The sequence below is a fragment of the Paenibacillus gorillae genome, assembly GCF_000513275.1.
In the GTDB taxonomy this organism is placed as follows: domain Bacteria; phylum Bacillota; class Bacilli; order Paenibacillales; family Paenibacillaceae; genus Pristimantibacillus; species Pristimantibacillus gorillae.
Genome location: NZ_CBVJ010000017.1, coordinates 45,202 through 61,519, shown reverse-complemented (window position 1 = coordinate 61,519; position 16,318 = coordinate 45,202). Strand labels below are relative to the sequence as shown.

General features: G+C 47.8%; 12 protein-coding genes and 1 pseudogene. 2 read left to right on the top strand and 11 right to left on the bottom strand.

Annotation, left to right across the window (positions count from 1 at the left end; genetic code table 11):
* Positions 1 to 13: 13 nt before the first annotated feature.
* From TY10_RS02425 to TY10_RS02395, 7 genes and pseudogenes are all read right to left on the bottom strand, one after another.
* Positions 14 to 841, bottom strand: a complete 828-nt coding sequence (locus tag TY10_RS02425; RefSeq protein ID WP_042160205.1) for a DUF427 domain-containing protein — start codon at positions 839 to 841, stop codon at positions 14 to 16.
* A gap of 30 nt (positions 842 to 871) precedes the next feature.
* Positions 872 to 1,801, bottom strand: a complete 930-nt coding sequence (locus TY10_RS02420) for an ABC transporter substrate-binding protein (RefSeq protein WP_042160203.1) — start codon at positions 1,799 to 1,801, stop codon at positions 872 to 874.
* Between the two features lie 30 nt (positions 1,802 to 1,831).
* Positions 1,832 to 2,491, bottom strand: coding sequence for an ABC transporter permease (locus TY10_RS02415; protein ID WP_042160201.1), 660 nt, complete (start codon positions 2,489 to 2,491; stop codon positions 1,832 to 1,834).
* A 54-nt stretch (positions 2,492 to 2,545) separates the two neighbouring features.
* Entirely contained in the window at positions 2,546 to 3,301 is a 756-nt protein-coding gene (locus TY10_RS02410) for an ABC transporter ATP-binding protein (protein WP_052350302.1), read from the bottom strand.
* Between the two features lie 269 nt (positions 3,302 to 3,570).
* A pseudogene (locus TY10_RS02405) lies at positions 3,571 to 4,711 on the bottom strand (toxic anion resistance protein).
* Between the two features lie 27 nt (positions 4,712 to 4,738).
* Positions 4,739 to 6,424 carry a vWA domain-containing protein gene (locus TY10_RS02400; protein WP_042160199.1) on the bottom strand — a complete coding sequence of 562 codons (1,686 nt, stop codon included), beginning with the start codon at positions 6,422 to 6,424 and terminating at the stop codon, positions 4,739 to 4,741.
* An 8-nt stretch (positions 6,425 to 6,432) separates the two neighbouring features.
* On the bottom strand, positions 6,433 to 7,170 hold the full coding sequence (locus TY10_RS02395) for a hypothetical protein (RefSeq protein WP_042160197.1): 738 nt from the start codon (positions 7,168 to 7,170) through the stop codon (positions 6,433 to 6,435).
* Between the two features lie 758 nt (positions 7,171 to 7,928).
* Between TY10_RS02395 and TY10_RS02390 the strand changes: the two genes are divergently transcribed.
* Positions 7,929 to 9,182 (top strand): DNA polymerase IV, encoded by a 1,254-nt coding sequence (locus TY10_RS02390; RefSeq protein ID WP_081735071.1) that lies wholly within the window; start codon positions 7,929 to 7,931, stop codon positions 9,180 to 9,182.
* A complete protein-coding gene (locus TY10_RS02385; RefSeq protein WP_042160195.1) occupies positions 9,179 to 9,652 on the top strand; it encodes a YhjD family protein in 474 nt (157 codons plus the stop codon). The genes TY10_RS02390 and TY10_RS02385 overlap by 4 nt, the downstream gene beginning before the upstream one ends.
* Positions 9,653 to 9,699: 47 nt before the next feature.
* On the opposite strand, the gene TY10_RS02380 is transcribed toward TY10_RS02385, so the two are convergent.
* The 4 genes from TY10_RS02380 to TY10_RS28570 all read right to left on the bottom strand — a co-directional run bounded on the left by TY10_RS02380 (position 9,700) and on the right by TY10_RS28570 (position 16,304).
* Positions 9,700 to 10,908 (bottom strand): DUF2515 domain-containing protein, encoded by a 1,209-nt coding sequence (locus TY10_RS02380; protein WP_238327412.1) that lies wholly within the window; start codon positions 10,906 to 10,908, stop codon positions 9,700 to 9,702.
* 529 nt (positions 10,909 to 11,437) lie between these two features.
* A complete protein-coding gene (locus TY10_RS02370) occupies positions 11,438 to 11,680 on the bottom strand; it encodes a hypothetical protein (RefSeq protein WP_042160189.1) in 243 nt (80 codons plus the stop codon).
* A 999-nt stretch (positions 11,681 to 12,679) separates the two neighbouring features.
* Positions 12,680 to 13,201 carry an SUKH-4 family immunity protein gene (locus TY10_RS02365; RefSeq protein WP_042160187.1) on the bottom strand — a complete coding sequence of 174 codons (522 nt, stop codon included), beginning with the start codon at positions 13,199 to 13,201 and terminating at the stop codon, positions 12,680 to 12,682.
* A 4-nt stretch (positions 13,202 to 13,205) separates the two neighbouring features.
* Positions 13,206 to 16,304, bottom strand: coding sequence for a nucleic acid/nucleotide deaminase domain-containing protein (locus TY10_RS28570; protein ID WP_052350301.1), 3,099 nt, complete (start codon positions 16,302 to 16,304; stop codon positions 13,206 to 13,208).
* Positions 16,305 to 16,318: the final 14 nt, after the last annotated feature.

Genomic DNA, 16,318 nt, shown 5'->3' with positions numbered 1-16,318 from the left:
TCCTCAGCCTCCTTTACGCGATGTGAAGCCGGATGCTGTCCAGCACCGAGCGTTCCGCTTTTGCCGCAACTTCAAGCTCGCCATCTACGTAAATCTGCACACGTTCGTTATAGAAGGAAAGCCGTCCTTCAATCGCCTTCGCTGCCGCAATCGGTTCGTTATAGCGCCAAATCAAATCTTTATGCTCAATACCTGCAACTTGTACAGAATGATAGGCAGCTATTCCTTTATACGGGCAGCGTGTCTCCGTATCGGACGGAAGCAGATATTCACTGACTACATCGGATTCCGGCAAGTAGTAGCGGACAGGCTGGCCGGTTTCGAATGAGATGACCGGACTGCGGCTCTCCGCAACCGTGACACCGTCCAGTTCTACCCGGATATGACGGGTCGAAGGCAGAAAGTCTATCCGTTTATACGGATCACGCGGGTGGACGAATACCTCTTCCTCTTCCTCGAACCATTGATCGACTCTATCCCAATAGAAAGCGATGTAGCCTTCCAGCCCTTTGCTCTCCGGGATCGCTTCCGGATAGCTCCAAGCGGCATTCTCCGAGATGCGCCCTCCGGCTTGAATTGTCCAATAGGAAGCGTCGCCCTTCAACGGGCAATGAGTGCTATGATCAGTCTGTTCTAGTAAATCAAATCGGACATCTTCCCTCGGAAAATAATAGACAGGAAGATGGCCGCGCTCATGCACGATAAGCGCCTTCACGCTTTCAGCCACCGTCTCGCCGCCAAAGCGGACGCGAATTTTGCGCGGGGTAGATTGAATAAGTACGCGTACAGTACGGATTGCTGGTTCTGCCGCCGGTTTGTTTTCCAATACTTGATCACTCATGAGAAACACTCCTCTTCGATTTGGAATTTCTTATTTTTTGGCAATAAGTCCTTTTTCCTCGAGCCAGGCTCTCGCTACGTCCACCGGTTTTTTCTTCCCGCTTTCGACCTCATCGTTGAGCTTCTGCATCGTACTCTCCGAGATTTGCCCGCTTAACTTATTCAACACCTCCTTTAGCTCCGGATGAGCCTTCAGCACCTCGCTCCGGATAAGCGGCGCAGCGTAGTACGGTACGAAAACCCGCTTGTCATCATTCAGAACAACCAGATCATTTGCCGCGATGCTTCCATCCGTGGAGTAGACAAGAATCGCGTCCGCTTCTTTTCGCTTGATCGTCTGCACTTGAAGCGAACGGTCCGTGATGCCTTTTAGCTGCTTAAACTTAATGCCGTAAGCCTTCTTCGCCTGTACGTATCCGTCCGGACGGGTCTCGCTTTCAACAAGCGGAACTGCGGTGAAGATAAGCTCGCCTGCATGTTCAGCAAGCTGCGTAATGTTGGTGATGCCGTACTGCTCCGATACTTCGCGGCGCACTGCGAGCGCGTATGTATTATTGAAGCCAAGCGGCTCAAGCAGCGACAAATTTTCTTTTTCTTGCAATTGCTGCTTCACTTTGTCATAGACGACCTGCGGATCGTATTCCGGCTGCTGCTTCAGTATGTTGATAAGAGCCGTTCCGGTGTACTCCACGAACAGATCTACATCGCCCTTCTTCGTGGCCTCCCAGAGCAGGTTGTTGTCCAGCTTGATCGTCTCGACCTTCAGGTCCGTATCGTTCTCAACGATCAGCTTCAGCACCTGCTGCAAAATGTCAGATTCCGTAAAGCCCTTCGTTGCGATTACAATTTTGTTGGAGCTGGAGCCTGAGCCTGAACTGGAGCAGGCGGCAGTCACCGTCATTAAGGCAATTAGCAAAGCCAGCAATGTCGTTTTATTTAATAAACGATTGAGTTTTTTCATAGTACAGCTCTCCTCTTTTTGGTATTGGCGTTAATGCTGACCGCTGGTTTTTTCATCGCTTAAACCTTTGGGAGTCAGCCAGCGATTCAACTGCAGCAGCAATATATTGATTAGAATGACGAGCAGCGATACTGGGATTGCGCCTAGCAAGATCGTCGGTGTGTCCATCATACTCATCCCGTTTGTAATGATGTCGCCAAGGCCGCCTGCCGCGATATAGGTGGCGATGGTCGCCATACTGATCGTCTGTACCGCAACGAGCCGGACACCGGCCATAATAACGACTCTGGCAATCGGAAGCTGGACGATCCATAACAGCTGCCAGCGCGTCATGCCAAGACCTTTGCCCGCCTCGATCAACGCCGGGTTCACGCCATTAATGCCTACATACGTGTTCTGTAAAATCGGCATGAGCGCGTACAGCGTTAATGCGAAAATCGCAGGCTTTGGACCGATGCCCAGCAGCGGGATCATAAAGCCGAACAGCGCAAGGCTCGGTATCGTCTGGATAACCGATACGGTTGTAATGACGGAGTTTGCGAGCCGCCGGTGAGTCGAGAGGTAAATGCCGAGCGGGATGGCGATCAGGCAAGCCAATACGACGGACACAAGTGATAAGTAAATGTGCTCCTGAGTTTTTTCCAATAAAACTTCCCAGCTCGCCTGAAAGGTCGTCCATAATTGATGCATGCATTTCTCTCCTTCAATGGGATTAATTGCGGCGCGTCTCTGCTAATGCCCGTTCTAAATGCTGTAGGCGAGTTGGAACCTTTCCTGCCCCAGAAACTCTCTGACGAATTCATGCGCCGGCCTCTCCAGCAGCTCCTTCGGCGAGCCTTGTTGAATCACTTGCCCCCCCTTCAACAGGACCACGATATCTGCGATTTTCAGCGCCTCGTCAATATCGTGAGTGACGAATACGATCGTCTTCCGCACTTGCTCATTAAGCTTGATCAGCTCTTTCTGGAGCTGAACGCGGCTAATGGGATCGAGAGCGCTGAATGGTTCGTCCATCAAAATGATCGATGGATTGGCGGCAAGCGCACGCGCTACGCCGATCCTTTGCTGCTGCCCGCCGCTCAGTTCATGGGGGTAACGGCCCCGGTATTGCTCAGGCTCCAGTCCGATCAGCTGCAGCAGCTCTGCCGTTCTCGCCACAAGATGCTCCTTCTTCTCTCCCTTCAGCCGGGGAACGATTGAGATGTTCTGCTCCACGGTCATATGGGGAAACAATCCAATCTGTTGAATGACGTAGCCGATGCTTCTTCTCAGCTCCACCGGATTAAGCTCGCCAATGTCTTGCTGGCCTAGCAGCACGCTTCCTGCCTCTGGCTCGATCAGCCGGTTAATCATCTTCAGCAGCGTTGTTTTGCCGCAGCCGGACGGGCCGATAATCGTTACAATCTTTTCCTTCGGAATAACCAGATTGAAATTTTCAAGCACGTTGCCCGAACCATAGTTTTTCGTTACCTGTTGAAACTCGACTGCTGCTTGGCTCATTGACCACACTGCCTTTCGTTGTCAAATACAACTATACACATGCGTATAGTTGGTATATTGATAAAATAAAAAGGCCTTATTCTCCCAAGCGGGAAAATAAGACCTCTTTTTGTCAAGTGAGTCTTAATATTTATTATATTGTGATAATCAATTCCTGTAACGCAATATTATATCGGATTGTTTGCTTTGTCAACAGCAATTTTCAACTATTTCTATCGGAATTAAACAAATGAAAAAAAGCCGCGCTAGACGCGGCTTCCCTTCTTCGATTACAGCCCGAGCCGATGTCCCCGCTCGAGGCGTACAATTTGCTTCTCGCCTTTATCCGCCAGTTCCCGGAACTGGTCGATCGTATCCCGCATTTTCGGCAAAGCTTCTTGCTTATAGGCACTTATGGAATCCAGCGCGGACAGCACATCCGTGAAGGCTTGCTTCAACGTATCGACGGAGATGCTGGCTTCCAGCGATTGCTTATGAATGGCAGCCCCTTGCGAGCTGAGCATTTTGGATGTATTCGCTATGAGTTCATTTGTCGTTTGATTCAGCATCTCAATCTTTTTCAGTACGATCTTCTGATTGTACAGTGCACCGGCTACCGTTACAGAAATTTTCAACGCCGATACGGTCACGTTTTTCGCCCGGTCCACGCCGCGAATCAGCTCTTTGTTGTTCCGAATGACGACTTCAATCGCCATAATGCCTTGTTGGTTGACGACCAGCATCTGCTGCATATCCATTACCCGTTGACGCATCGGGAACAATACTTCTTCCGTAATGAAACGAATCTTCTCCGGATCTTCGCTGCGCAATTTGGCCGCTTCAATCTGGGTTTCAATCGATTCGTCCATCATGACCCCTAGCTGAATTTCCTTTTGCAGCTTTTTCGTCAAGTCCCGGAGCAGCTGCTGTTCAATTTCCAGCGTCGTATTGTCATTCTTCAGCGTTGACTTGCCTTTATCGAGCGAGATAACGATATCCGCGATAATGCCGTCGGCTTTTTGATACTTGAGGAAATAAGCGCGCAGCGGGTTGAACAGCTTGCCGAGAATTCCCGTCTTGGTGAAATCGATCGCACTCGGATCGAGATCCTTCAGCTGAATGTGAAGCTCCGCCAAGCCTCGCGCGACCTGACCGCCATCCTCTCCGGATTTTGGCAAGATTACCTACCGAGACTTGCAGCAAAGCATTTTTATCCGAGGATGTACGCATTGTAGTTAGGCCAAAGGTATCAATCGATTTCAGAATATCTCTGCGCTTCTCCAACGATTCAATATCAAGCGCCATAATAGCTGCGACATTCGTCTCAGCCGCTTCTTTCAGCTTTAACACTTCCTCGGGAACAGGCTTCACCTGCTCCTCGATCGCTGTCTTAATTTCTTGTTCGCTTGGCAACTCCATTGTAAATGACATTCTGCCATCCCCCATTCTAGTTATAAATTACATTTGTACGTTGAATAAATTACCGATTTTGTAGACGACATCATCGACATCTGCGTTAATGCTTGCCGCTTCGTTAATGCTCGAAATACTTTGAAGCGCCTTAATGTTCGCATTGTATCCGATTGTATAGATCGGCACCTTATACGTCTCAATCAGACCCTTAATATCCTTGAGCGAATAGCCTTCATTCGTCTCACCGTCACTCAGGACGAAGATGATCGGCTTCGTATTTGGATTGATCGCCAGCTCATCCTCCAGCATTTTCATCGCCACAACGATGCCGTCAAACGTAGCAGTTCCCCCGCTTGCTTGCAGACTGTTAACTGCACCGACGAACATGGACTGCTGGTTCGTATCGTACTTCGCAATAGGAAGATTGACCGTGACGCTGCTCGAATAGGAAACAAGGCCTATGCTGTTGTCCTTACCCAAATACTTCTGTCCTTTGATCAGCGACTCTTTCAGACGATTAAGCGGTTCGCCGTCCATACTGCCGGAGACGTCGGTTACGAACACGGCTGTAATCGGCTTGCTGCCGTTTTTCTTCTCCTTCCAGAGCTTCTGGGCTGAGGACAAGAGACTGCCATTCACCGTCGCAAGCTCCGACTGGTACTCATTAAGAAGATTGAAGCCCTTCGTCTTAGCATTCGTCTGATATTTCTCCTGCTCAACAAATTCGGCAAACTTCTTAATAATGTTCTGCTTCGCCTTCGGCAAGTCGCCCAGGGCGTACAACGGACTGTCATGCCTTACGCCAAACGGAGTGAACACATAACCGTTCTTCAGATCATCTGCGTTAAAATACGTCTGGTATTCCAGTACAAATCCATCGAGCATACCGGACTTCGCTGCTTCCCGCATTTGAATCGTAGTCGATGCGATGAACGGCACATTCGCCTGGAACTGTTCAAATCCTTGAACAGCCTTCGCTCCCAATAGATCGTTGCTGTCGAACGTGTTAAGGGCCGTTACCAGGAAGTTCAATCCCGTAGAGCTCGCAAACGGGTCTGTGTAACCCATGGAGAACTCATTGTTCGAGATCGCCTCCGTCACGGTCTTGACGTTTACCGCGCCATACTTATCAATTAACGCATCGTATTTGACCTTGGAGATGACGATCCCCGGCACATTGCCGACAAGACGCTTGGAGACCAGTTGTGTCTTTACTCCGCTTGCCTTGACCATTTCCCCCCACAGCTCATTGGAAGGAGTGAACGCGTCGGGTACGTATTTGCCCGATTTAATAAAATCGGTCGCCGTGCCGGAAGCGATGTTCCGCAGCTTTACCGATACCTTTTTGCCGTCAATCGTAATGTTCGCTTTATTGAATTCCGTCGCTACATCGGTCAGCCACCCGTCGACGCCCGTACCGCCTTTCTCAATCGACGAGAAAATTTCAACGAACTGATCGGTCGTGTTGTTCACCGTAATCGGAAACTTCGATATATCCGGAAGCGATTCTGCAATATCGGCCGGATTCAGGTCGATTTGCCCTTTAACCGGTGTATCAGTAGATACGGAAATATTGGAATACAACTTATTTAGCCGCTTACCCGCATCCTCGGAGGCTACCTCCGTCTTGGTTTTTCCCAGATTGGAAGTCAGATTGACACCCACAAAAACAATTATGAAAACAACAACCAACATAATGCCGGATAGCAGAAAAAATTTGCTCTTTTTCATGCTGCACCTCACTGTTTATAAAATTTAGTTTGCTTAATCAACGAATCGATCTCCTGTATGCAAGGCATATTCTCGATATCTCCGGGCTCAAAGCTGTCCAGCCGGGATATTTCCAGCAGCAGCTTATCCAGCTTCAATAAAATTTCCTCGTTGGTGCCTATGGAGCTTTTTATGTAGGACAAGTAGTCGTTGTACACGTCCACCTTCGCCTGGATGAGTTCCCGTGAAAACGTTGCCGGTTTCTGGGTGATTACCCGCTTGAACTCCGCCTCGTCAAACAGCTGCAGCCGGCTCAGCATGCTGCGGATATTGAGATAAAACAGCTTCTCCACCTCGTACGTGACGGAAGCAAATTTCTTGTAGCTCAGCTCGGATGCATCGAAACGCTGGTTCAGGACGTTCAGCAGCGTATCCTTTTTCTTACGGATTCGATCCAGCTGCTCCAAGGAAACGTTAACATCTTCCTCAAGGACCTTAATCTGCTTATAGGCAGTCAGCGATTCCACGTAGTCTTCATGCGTAGCGATCTCCTTGACAGGCAATACGACCGGCTGCTTAAACAGTAATGCATAGCTGCCGTATATGATGACAAGCGCGCTTGCAAGCAGCAGCGTGACCCCAATGGCCGTCGAGAGTGCCGTCCCGCCAATTGTGATTCCCAGTAAACCGGGCGATAGCACGTAAATATCCAGTGCCGCCACCGCAGCGATGATTACCAGCAGCTTGATATATTTGCTCGTCGACAAAACTTACACCTCCCCTGCCCCATACGGAATACACTTTTGAAAAGAGAATGGGGCCCATTCAACGTTCTTCATAACTAATACTAATCATTACGTTGCATTTCCTGAATCGGTTACAATCCGGCCCCTCATTACCTACTTTCGTCCGGCCAATTACCTTTTTTCATATAATGACACTTTAACATGAAATTTGTACCAATTGAACTAGATATGAAGATGTCCTGTTAAAAAAATGAACAGCCTTTGAAATTTAAGCGGCTAAATCTTCTCCTGTTGCCTGTCCAAAGTGCCTCCATTCCAGCTTATGCTAGGAATAGAAAGCTGTTGCTGTGTCTGGACTGAGTGAACAATTCAGAAATGCAGCTAAATAAACCATAGCTTATGAAAACAACAGAAAGACCGCTTGATTGCTCAAGCGGCCTGACAGACGGTTTTAAGGCTTCACAACGATATAAGGTATGTTTCTTCATTATTGAGTATCGATTTCCTTCTTGAGAAAAAACTGCTCTTATATGCATGAAACCTGCCTGTTCCCTCCATTCTGCCCGCCAATAGCGAAATCCGCTTCGCTGATAGGGAAAAAGCTTTCCTAAACGAATGCCACGCCAAGCTGGGAGCTGCACCGAAACCTTTCAGCAGCTTCACAGCATGCTGCCCAACTGTCTAAAATTACCTCCCATTCATCCCTTGCATCACCTGGCTTCATTCGGTATATAATAAGAACAACAGGAACATACATTCGCATATAGAAGGTGGGAATAGTGGAACGTACCATCATGCTGATCGACTGCCAGTCGTTTTATGCCTCTGTTGAAAAGGCAGCTCATCCCGAATATCAGGATGACCCGATCGTTGTGGCCGGCGATCCTTCCCGCCGTTCCGGCATTATTCTCGCCGCATGCCCGATCGCCAAAAGCTACGGAGTAGTCACCGCAGAGACACTAGGCGAAGCGCTTGGAAAATGCCCCCATCTCGTCGTCGTCAAGCCTCGCATGCAGCTTTACATTGACGTGTCGCTGTTGATCACCAAAATTTTCGGTCAATACACCGATTTGGTGGAGCCTTTCTCCATCGATGAGCAATTTCTAGACGTGACCGGCTCTATCACTTATTTCGGTCCGCCCGAGCAGATTGCCGCCCTGATTCAGACGAAAATCATGCTCTACACAGGTGTATGGGCGCGAGTCGGCATCGGTCCGAATAAGATGCTGGCGAAGATGGCGACGGATATTTGGGCGAAAAAAAATGACTCCGGCATCTTTACACTGCAAAAGCCGGATGTGCAGCGGCTGCTATGGCCGCTGCCTGTGGGCAAGATGTTTGGCGTAGGATCGCGTATGACCGCCCATTTCCAGCGGATGGGCATCCATACGGTCGGCGATATCGGCCGGATGCCGCTGGCAGAGCTGAAACGACGGCTGCATGCCCGCATGGGCAGAAACAGCGACATTCAAGCCGAGCTGTACTGGCAGACAGCCAACGGCATTGATCCGAGCCCCGTCAAGCCGGGAACCCATGACGTGCAGCAAGCGGTCGGGCATCAAATGACGCTGCCGCGCGACTATGCCAAGCCGCATGAGATTGATGTCGTACTTCTTGAATTAAGCGAGGAGGTTTGCCGCCGAAGCCGTGCCAAGGGCTACATGGCCCATGTCGTTGCAGCCGGAGCGCAAGGCGCAGATTTCGACCAGCCGACAGGCTTTTTCCGCCAGATGAAGGTTCCGGACCCGACAAATATTACGAAAGAGGTATTTGCCGCCGCACGGTCGCTGTTTTATGCACATTGGGATCGGCTCCCGGTCCGCAAGCTTGGCGTTACCTTGTCCAGCCTCGTACCGGACGATCAGTATCAGTTGACGTTATTCGGCAATCGAGAAAAGGAGCGGCGTCTGGAGCGTGTCACCGACGCCATTCGCAACAAGTTCGGAACGACTTCGATTTTACGTGCCTCTTCGCTGCTGGAGGCCGCACAAGCCCGTGAGCGCAGCGTTAAAATTGGAGGGCATTACAAATGAGCAAAAAACTTGAAGGAAACGGCCGCTGGGAATCCAGCCGCATGATGCTGCCCGAGCACCGGGAGCAATATTTGCAGCGCCGTGCGCCGCAAGACGGTAAGCCGGTTCAAGTTCCCTTGAAAGAAGAGCTTGAGTTCATTCGCGACTTTGTCCTGCTTCCGATGATGCTGGACATCGTGGAGAAAAACCGCAGAGACATCGAGCTGTCCTCCTATACGATGAAGACGCTTTTTATTAGAGCCTCCTTCGCTGTCATTAAGCTCATTGAGAACGAACTGGCCGCCGTGCGCAAAGAACTTAAGATGCGGAAGATCCAAGTATTTCAAGATGAGCTTGAAAGCGAGGGCGGCGCTATACACTACCGGTTCGTCTGCCGGGGCTATGAGGACCGCTTCTCCATGATACGAGACGCCGCCCGCGCCGAAATCAGCGTGCGCATCGCAAGGTATATTGCCAAGGTGTGTAAATGAAGATTCCTTCTTCAAACGCTAAGATTAACTAATACTACAGCAGACTGCTACAGCTTCACATTTACATGCTCGGCGGCCAAGACCCCCAGCTCAATTCGCTCCAGCAGCAGATTGTACTCCTCCGTCAACTCGAACGAAGGCGGAATCGGCAGCTCGCGGAAGAAAGGCTCGACGTACGTCACGCCTTGAAACCAGTCGCCCGGCTCCGGCGGTTCCACGGACCGCTCCGGCCATGCCGCCTCCAGTCCAGGACTGTACATCGGATGTGCGCCAGGGAGCAGACTTCCGGCCTTCAACCTCGCTTCATATGGCTCCACCGGTGCTCCCTGTCTCGCCTTCGTGAACAAGTGCGGCGCATAGTCGGCACGCGAGCCAGAATGCGGCACGCTGCCGACAAACGAAAGTGTGCCCGCATGAATTCTCGGGATGCCAAAAAGCACGGCATACAATCGCTTGCCAAATTCGATTCGTTCGTGAATGTTGTCAAAACTCTCCAGCACAAGTCCGGCGAGCCGCAGTTCCCCTTCCGCCAGATAAGGAATGAGGAGCGCGTTTAGCTGCAGCAAAGGCTGCATGCCGAAGAACAATGTATCGAGCACTTCCTTGCGGAAGTATGGGTGCTGTACTACCCTTGTCTCAATATAATGCTGTTCATTAACGATCAGCGCTGTTGTCAGAACAGCCGAGTTCCGTTCCTTCCAGAAGCAGTCCCAGACCGGCCTCATGAACCAGGATACACCAAACGCTGGTAACAGATGAAACAACGGACGCCTCAGCTTCACGCTCTCCTCATAAAGCAGCAGCTGCGGATATGCGTCCTGGAAAATCAACGCATTGGCGCGTTCCAGAAAAGCAAATACGGCTTCCCTCTGCTCATCCAAGAGCAGCCGGGGAAGCCATTCTCCCTGCAAATCCGTCATATTCCAGCCGCCGTTGCGGGAGACAGCATGCGCTAACAACGCCCAATGCAGCTCCGGCGTACGGGTGAAGACTTCACCATAGGCCTCCGTCCGTAAAAGATTGTTTCGGTTACAACGTTTCGTTGCAGCATGAATGTGAGCGACGAGCGTCTGCTCTGCCTCCGTATGTATCTGGAACGGCAGAGCAGACGTTCGCGACAGTCTTGACCAATCGCCGACAAGCTCCGCGACGAGCTCCGGCCGCAACCGCAGAGGATCGGCTGCCTCTGCCATCCGTTGCGATTCCGCATGCTCCTTCCGCCGGCTTACTACCATGCGCAGCGCAGCGAGCGGCAATCCAAGGAGCCGCTTTAGCCAGTGGGAGCTTTTATGTATGGCAGGGCTTGTTCGTTTATTGATTGCAGTTCACTCCCTCAGGCAATTCATTCATATAAATTCCAGTATTGGGCAGCGGGACTGCAAACATGCATGGCGTCTGCTATGTTTTCTCCTTCGACGATGTCATTTCAGAAAGAGTTCAATCTCATCGTTATGAAAACGGTCAATCAGAACATGCTCTTTCACCATTCTGTCTTCTAGCCATTTCAATAAATATAGAGAGTAAGTGAGTCTATACATAACAAATATTCCACGCTCAAGTTTCAGGCGGCTAGTTGTAAACCGTTTTTGTTGATTTCGATCTATGTAACTAATGGTCAAATGGTCGTGATCGGCTTCCCCGAGTATGATTTGGGGCTTCATCGTTTGAAAGCTGTAGTACTCGCTCGTTATTCCTAGGCTATTAAAAAGCTGTTGAAGCGCATGAATATCACAGGTTTCGTAAACAGGATTATTCGCTGAATAGACCGTTGTGAAAACCAGCCTTTTATATACCTTTATAAAAAAAGTAATCGATAGCTTTGCTCTCATCCGAAAAGATTATCTCATCCTTTTTTTCAGAAATCGGCTTCCTCTCGAAGTCCATTTTAGAAAACTCCCATAGATCATTACTTCTTATCAACTGGTAAAAGTTTTCAAAATAACTTGTTTTCTCTCTAATCCAATCGCTATCAATGATGATTTCCTTTTTTTGATCATGAAGGATTTGCACTAATTGTTGGGTATTCATTAGACCATTCCTTTCTATTAGGATGTAAGAAGAAAGCAATATATTTAATCGTATTGACGAAAAAAGCACCTAAATTGTTTAGTAGCACGGAAGTGTCGATCAACCATGCCTACAAGAAAGGTGCGTATCCTTATGTTACAACAGCATTTTTTTGTCTGACCAGTCTAGCGATGTTTCGACTTCAGGAGCGGGTCGGAATGTTTCAGCTTCACTACGGAAAAATAGCTTGATTATGTATGGCTCATTAGTTAGAAAGTAGCCTGATTTTCACTTATCGACTCTTTTTCTCCTTCCTGCGCAAAATGCTGGTTATTCAACTCTTCAGATGCTCTCTGTTCCCGTATTACCATTCGCTTTGTCTTCCTTTGATTACGAACATACAAAAAAAGCTAAATCCTGCTCAATAGTTCAAGTGGAAAAGAGCTTTTGAAAGTTTATAATGTGTTTGGATTGTTGGTTATATTGTGCGACCTCTTCTTTATTGTTGTAAAGGATCTTTATCCGATACTTTTTTAAATAACCGTGCTTTACGCTTTGTTTATTAATTCTATATATTTATTTTTAACCAGTTCTAGATACTCAATCTCTTGTTCACCCAGGCTGTCCTGATAATTAATTTTATTTGATAAATCTAAAACTCGCTTCATATTATTAATATTTAGTTCAGTAAATGCAACATTGTGTGGCGCCATTAATTGAGTTATTAAGCAGATAGATAGTATACTCTGATATTATTAGCACTAATATATTCATAGAAAGATTGACAGCAGATTGTTCATAAGTATGTTCATGTACTGTAACTTCAAAATAAAAGTTATTGGTTGAATTATGAATTCATTCAGCAATGGGTAGAGCTTTTAAGAAGCCACTGCGCTAATCTACAGACTAAAAAAACCACAACACGACAGTTAGCTCGCATTGTGGCATTGTTCGTCCTACTACAAAAATATTCCAAAAAAATAGTTGCAACAAGCGGATAAATATGGTTCTCTTTGTTTTCTACAAACCTGTTTCATAGTCTTCTATTAAATGTGACCAAAAACCTTCAACGTCTTTCATTGCAACGGGATCAATTTGGTCAAACATCTTTTGGAGTTCACGTGCATATTCTTGTGAACTATATTCATTTTCTTGTTTCATTTTCATTGCCAATTCATTTTTTATTAAATGGAACAAAAAAAATGTCCTCAAGTCTTTATTTATCATATATAAATGAGGTTCATGAAGGGATGAAGTAGTAAAAAATTCACTACTTCTTTCTTTAAAATACAATCCATATGAGTTACGCATACCGAAACTTGCAAAATGACCAATTTTAATGTATTGAACGCCTTCAATTAGTATTTTTTGAAAAGTATCCGATCCATAGAACATAAAATCATTATATTCCTCTGGCACCCCGATACTGACCATAAACTCAGCATTATCATGACTTACACCAAGTCTTACTAATTCATAGTAATCATACTCTCTTATTTCAGAGTCATAGTAGTCACGAATCTCACGAATATCAATATCCACACTTTCACTTCTCCTTTAACTTTTCAAGCTCATTAAATAACTCAGCATTTCCTCGATCCCTTGAAGCTTTATCTCCCCCATACTCAACGCTATAGGTTACTTCTGCATCAGGAAGTTCATTAGCAAGTAGTTCTTTACAATTATGACCACCAAGAACACATGGTTCTCTCTCAGTATAAACTCGTTTGACTATATATGTTTGTCCATTTTTTTCTGCAGCAATTTTTTCCTCAATCAAAACCATTTCGGAATGCACATTTTTCTCTTCTATTTTCCCACTCGGTCTTGCTACTGGCCGTCTTGTGCTTTCAAAAACTTTCAGAGTAGTAACACCATCTATTTCAATTTCCGCCACCACAAGATTTCTCAAATCGAAAGCTTTATTTTCAATTCGATAATTCACTGCCATTAAACTTAAATCAGATTCTCCGTACCTAACTTGTTTTGGTATTTTAGGAACATGCGATCCGTTAGGTTCACCCGTCCCCTCAGTCTCTTCTTCTCTCCTCCGTCTCTCTTCATCTTCTCTTCTTCGCCTATCCTCATCTTCTCTTTCACGTTCTTTTTTATTCTTACCGTTATCCTTTGGCTTGCCCGTCCCCTCAGGGTCCCTTCCCATCAACATATCAATCTTCTTCTGTTGCTCAGGAGTGTTCACATGAGGCTTGTTCGGTGTTGAACCCAAGTCCATGCTATTGACTCTAACTCCCGATGGTGTTACTACCTGCGGTGACAATCCTTCATCAATGTATTTCGAGACTTTAGAAGCCGAATTTTTGATGGAACTTACCATTACTTTCGATGTCTTCGATGCAATAGTTGCCGCTTTACTCCAAGAAATCGGTAGCGTTAATAGATCAAATGTCGCTCTTCCCCATGCATTCGGGTCCCCTGAGCCAAGTTCGCTCATATAGGTCTTAAAAGCGGTGACCATACCCGGGATTAAATTTCCATAATAATCCTTAGCTTGATCCATGTAACTTTTCAGTGGGTCTCCACTTTTCCATGCCGTAACATGAATACCTATACCAAACTTGATCATTTCGATTGGTGACATGACCAAATCCACCACTCGGCTGCCTATTCCCGAGAAGTAAGCTTTCATGGTATCCAGTCCTAATGGATCGTTCTCTAGGTTGTATCTTCGCACCGGAAGGGACCCAACCAACGCTATTTTCATCCCCAGCTGCAGCTTCTTCAACTTAGCTTGTAATGTTAGGTTGCTGCCTAACTTACGTGCTGCCGTGATGACATCGCCTAATATTTTTTGTTGAGCTGCCGCTGTTTTTACGGCAGTAGCAACGCTCTTGCTTGTCTTCATTATATTTTGGGTGAGCTTGAATGCTTTCATCCCCGCTTTGGCAAGCTTTGCACCCTTGATTACAGCCCCTGCAAACGGAATACATGAAGCCATCGATAACGCAGCGCCGACGTAATCACCCCGTGCTACCGATATGCCGGCATTCACGACATTCGCGGCGACCCCCACTACTGGGATCATCCCAACGACATCCAGTGCAAGCTGTACGCCGTCCATGATCTTTCCGAAAAGCCCTTTTTTCTTTTTCTTCGGCGGGGCTTCCTCTTCTGGCGTACTCACTTCGGGCGCACTTTGTTCCTGTACTTCATCCGCGAACGGCACTTCCGGCTCAGGCTCCAAGTCTTCTACGAAAACGGGCAGCTTCTGCAACCCTTCTACTTTCAAACTCGTTCCCTGAATATCAGTTTCCCCGTCGAGCACCAGACTACTTGCTCCGCTTAGAAGATACATTGTCTCTCCGGCTCGCAGCTCTACTCTCTTCTCCGCCGCCAGCTCCATCGTTTTATCCGATGTGAGGCGAAGAGATTTCGGACTTTCAATTGTGATGCCTTCTCCGGTATCCAGTTTGATAAACAGCTGATTCTCTTGCCCGTTTAATACCAGTTCGTTGCCGCCCAGCTTGAGTTCCTTGCCGAAGCTCGTCCCCCAATATTTCACGCTTGGATCGGACAGCTTGGGCGAACCGCCTCCTTTGCGCACGGAGGAGATCACGACGGCTTCTTTCTCACTTGCGCTCGGCATGTAGAGCTGTACGCTATCGCCCGTTTGCGGCATGCAATAAAATCCGCTGTTTCCTTCTGCCGTATAAGCCGACTTATAGGGCAGCCAGCAGGCTTGCTCCTTGCCCTGCTCAGCATCCACATTCAGATGAATGCGGACTTTATCTCCCTTTACGTCTAGAATCCGGCCTTCTAACGCCGCTCCAATAACGGTTGGATTCGTGATTATTATCGATTTCAGATCGCTCTCTTGGTACAGCTTGTAACAGTAGATCCATTCACTGTCCCGCAGCTCTGCTGTACTTTCCACGACCGTTAGTTCTTTCTTATGAAAGCTGACCTTATCCCCGATCCGATAATATTGATCGGTTTCCACTGTATAGCTAAGACGACTCTCGCCATCCCAACTGCCTGTGGAAGCTTCGGTTTGCCCCTGCGAGAACGAGCGTTTCACTTCGTAGGGCACATCGCCTAAGGTATGGAGCTTCCCCTCGGGTACTCCGATCCAAAACTTTGGTGTCGTTGCCGTACTATCTGCCACAAGCATGGCTTGAAACCTCGAGGCGATTCGCTGCAGCAGCTGCCAATCCGTCTCCATATATTGTAAAACAAGATCATTCAATTTGGAAGAGTCCGTCGCCTCATCAATGAAGTCTGAGCCCGGATAAGCAGACAAGATCCGCTCTGTCAGCTCGGAGTAGTTCATACCGGGGTTTTGGAATGAACGAATGCTCTGTTTCACATCAAGGCGAGCTGTATGTGAAACCGCCTCCAGTTCCACATAGTAGATACCACGAACCATTTTCACCCGGATATTCGTCACATATCCATGAAACAATGTACGAACCTTGTTCTGATTCTCATCCAGCTCTTGCACTTCGACGTGGTGTTCGCGATCGTCTTGTTGGACAAAGCGTTCGGGATGATCACCGGCCAACAAAGCTGTCAGCGTTAATGTGCCATGCTGCTGCATGCGCTGAACGATTTGCAAGCTGGTCCATGTATAGATTGCATATGATGATTGTAATTTGATCCGCCTATGTCCGGCAACTGCTTCAGCCATTTCTCTCCCCCTGT

Excerpts from the sequence above, each read along its gene's own strand:
- TY10_RS02425 (WP_042160205.1), bottom strand. The coding sequence starts at position 841 with ATGAGTGATCAAGTATTGGAAAACAAACCGGCGGCAGAACCAGCAATC.
- TY10_RS02400 (WP_042160199.1), bottom strand. The coding sequence starts at position 6,424 with ATGAAAAAGAGCAAATTTTTTCTGCTATCCGGCATTATGTTGGTTGTT.
- TY10_RS02410 (WP_052350302.1), bottom strand. The coding sequence starts at position 3,301 with ATGAGCCAAGCAGCAGTCGAGTTTCAACAGGTAACGAAAAACTATGGT.
- TY10_RS02420 (WP_042160203.1), bottom strand. The coding sequence starts at position 1,801 with ATGAAAAAACTCAATCGTTTATTAAATAAAACGACATTGCTGGCTTTG.
- TY10_RS02370 (WP_042160189.1), bottom strand. The coding sequence starts at position 11,680 with ATGAATACCCAACAATTAGTGCAAATCCTTCATGATCAAAAAAAGGAA.
- TY10_RS02415 (WP_042160201.1), bottom strand. The coding sequence starts at position 2,491 with ATGCATCAATTATGGACGACCTTTCAGGCGAGCTGGGAAGTTTTATTG.
- TY10_RS02385 (WP_042160195.1), top strand. The coding sequence starts at position 9,179 with ATGAGCAAAAAACTTGAAGGAAACGGCCGCTGGGAATCCAGCCGCATG.
- TY10_RS28570 (WP_052350301.1), bottom strand. The coding sequence starts at position 16,304 with ATGGCTGAAGCAGTTGCCGGACATAGGCGGATCAAATTACAATCATCA.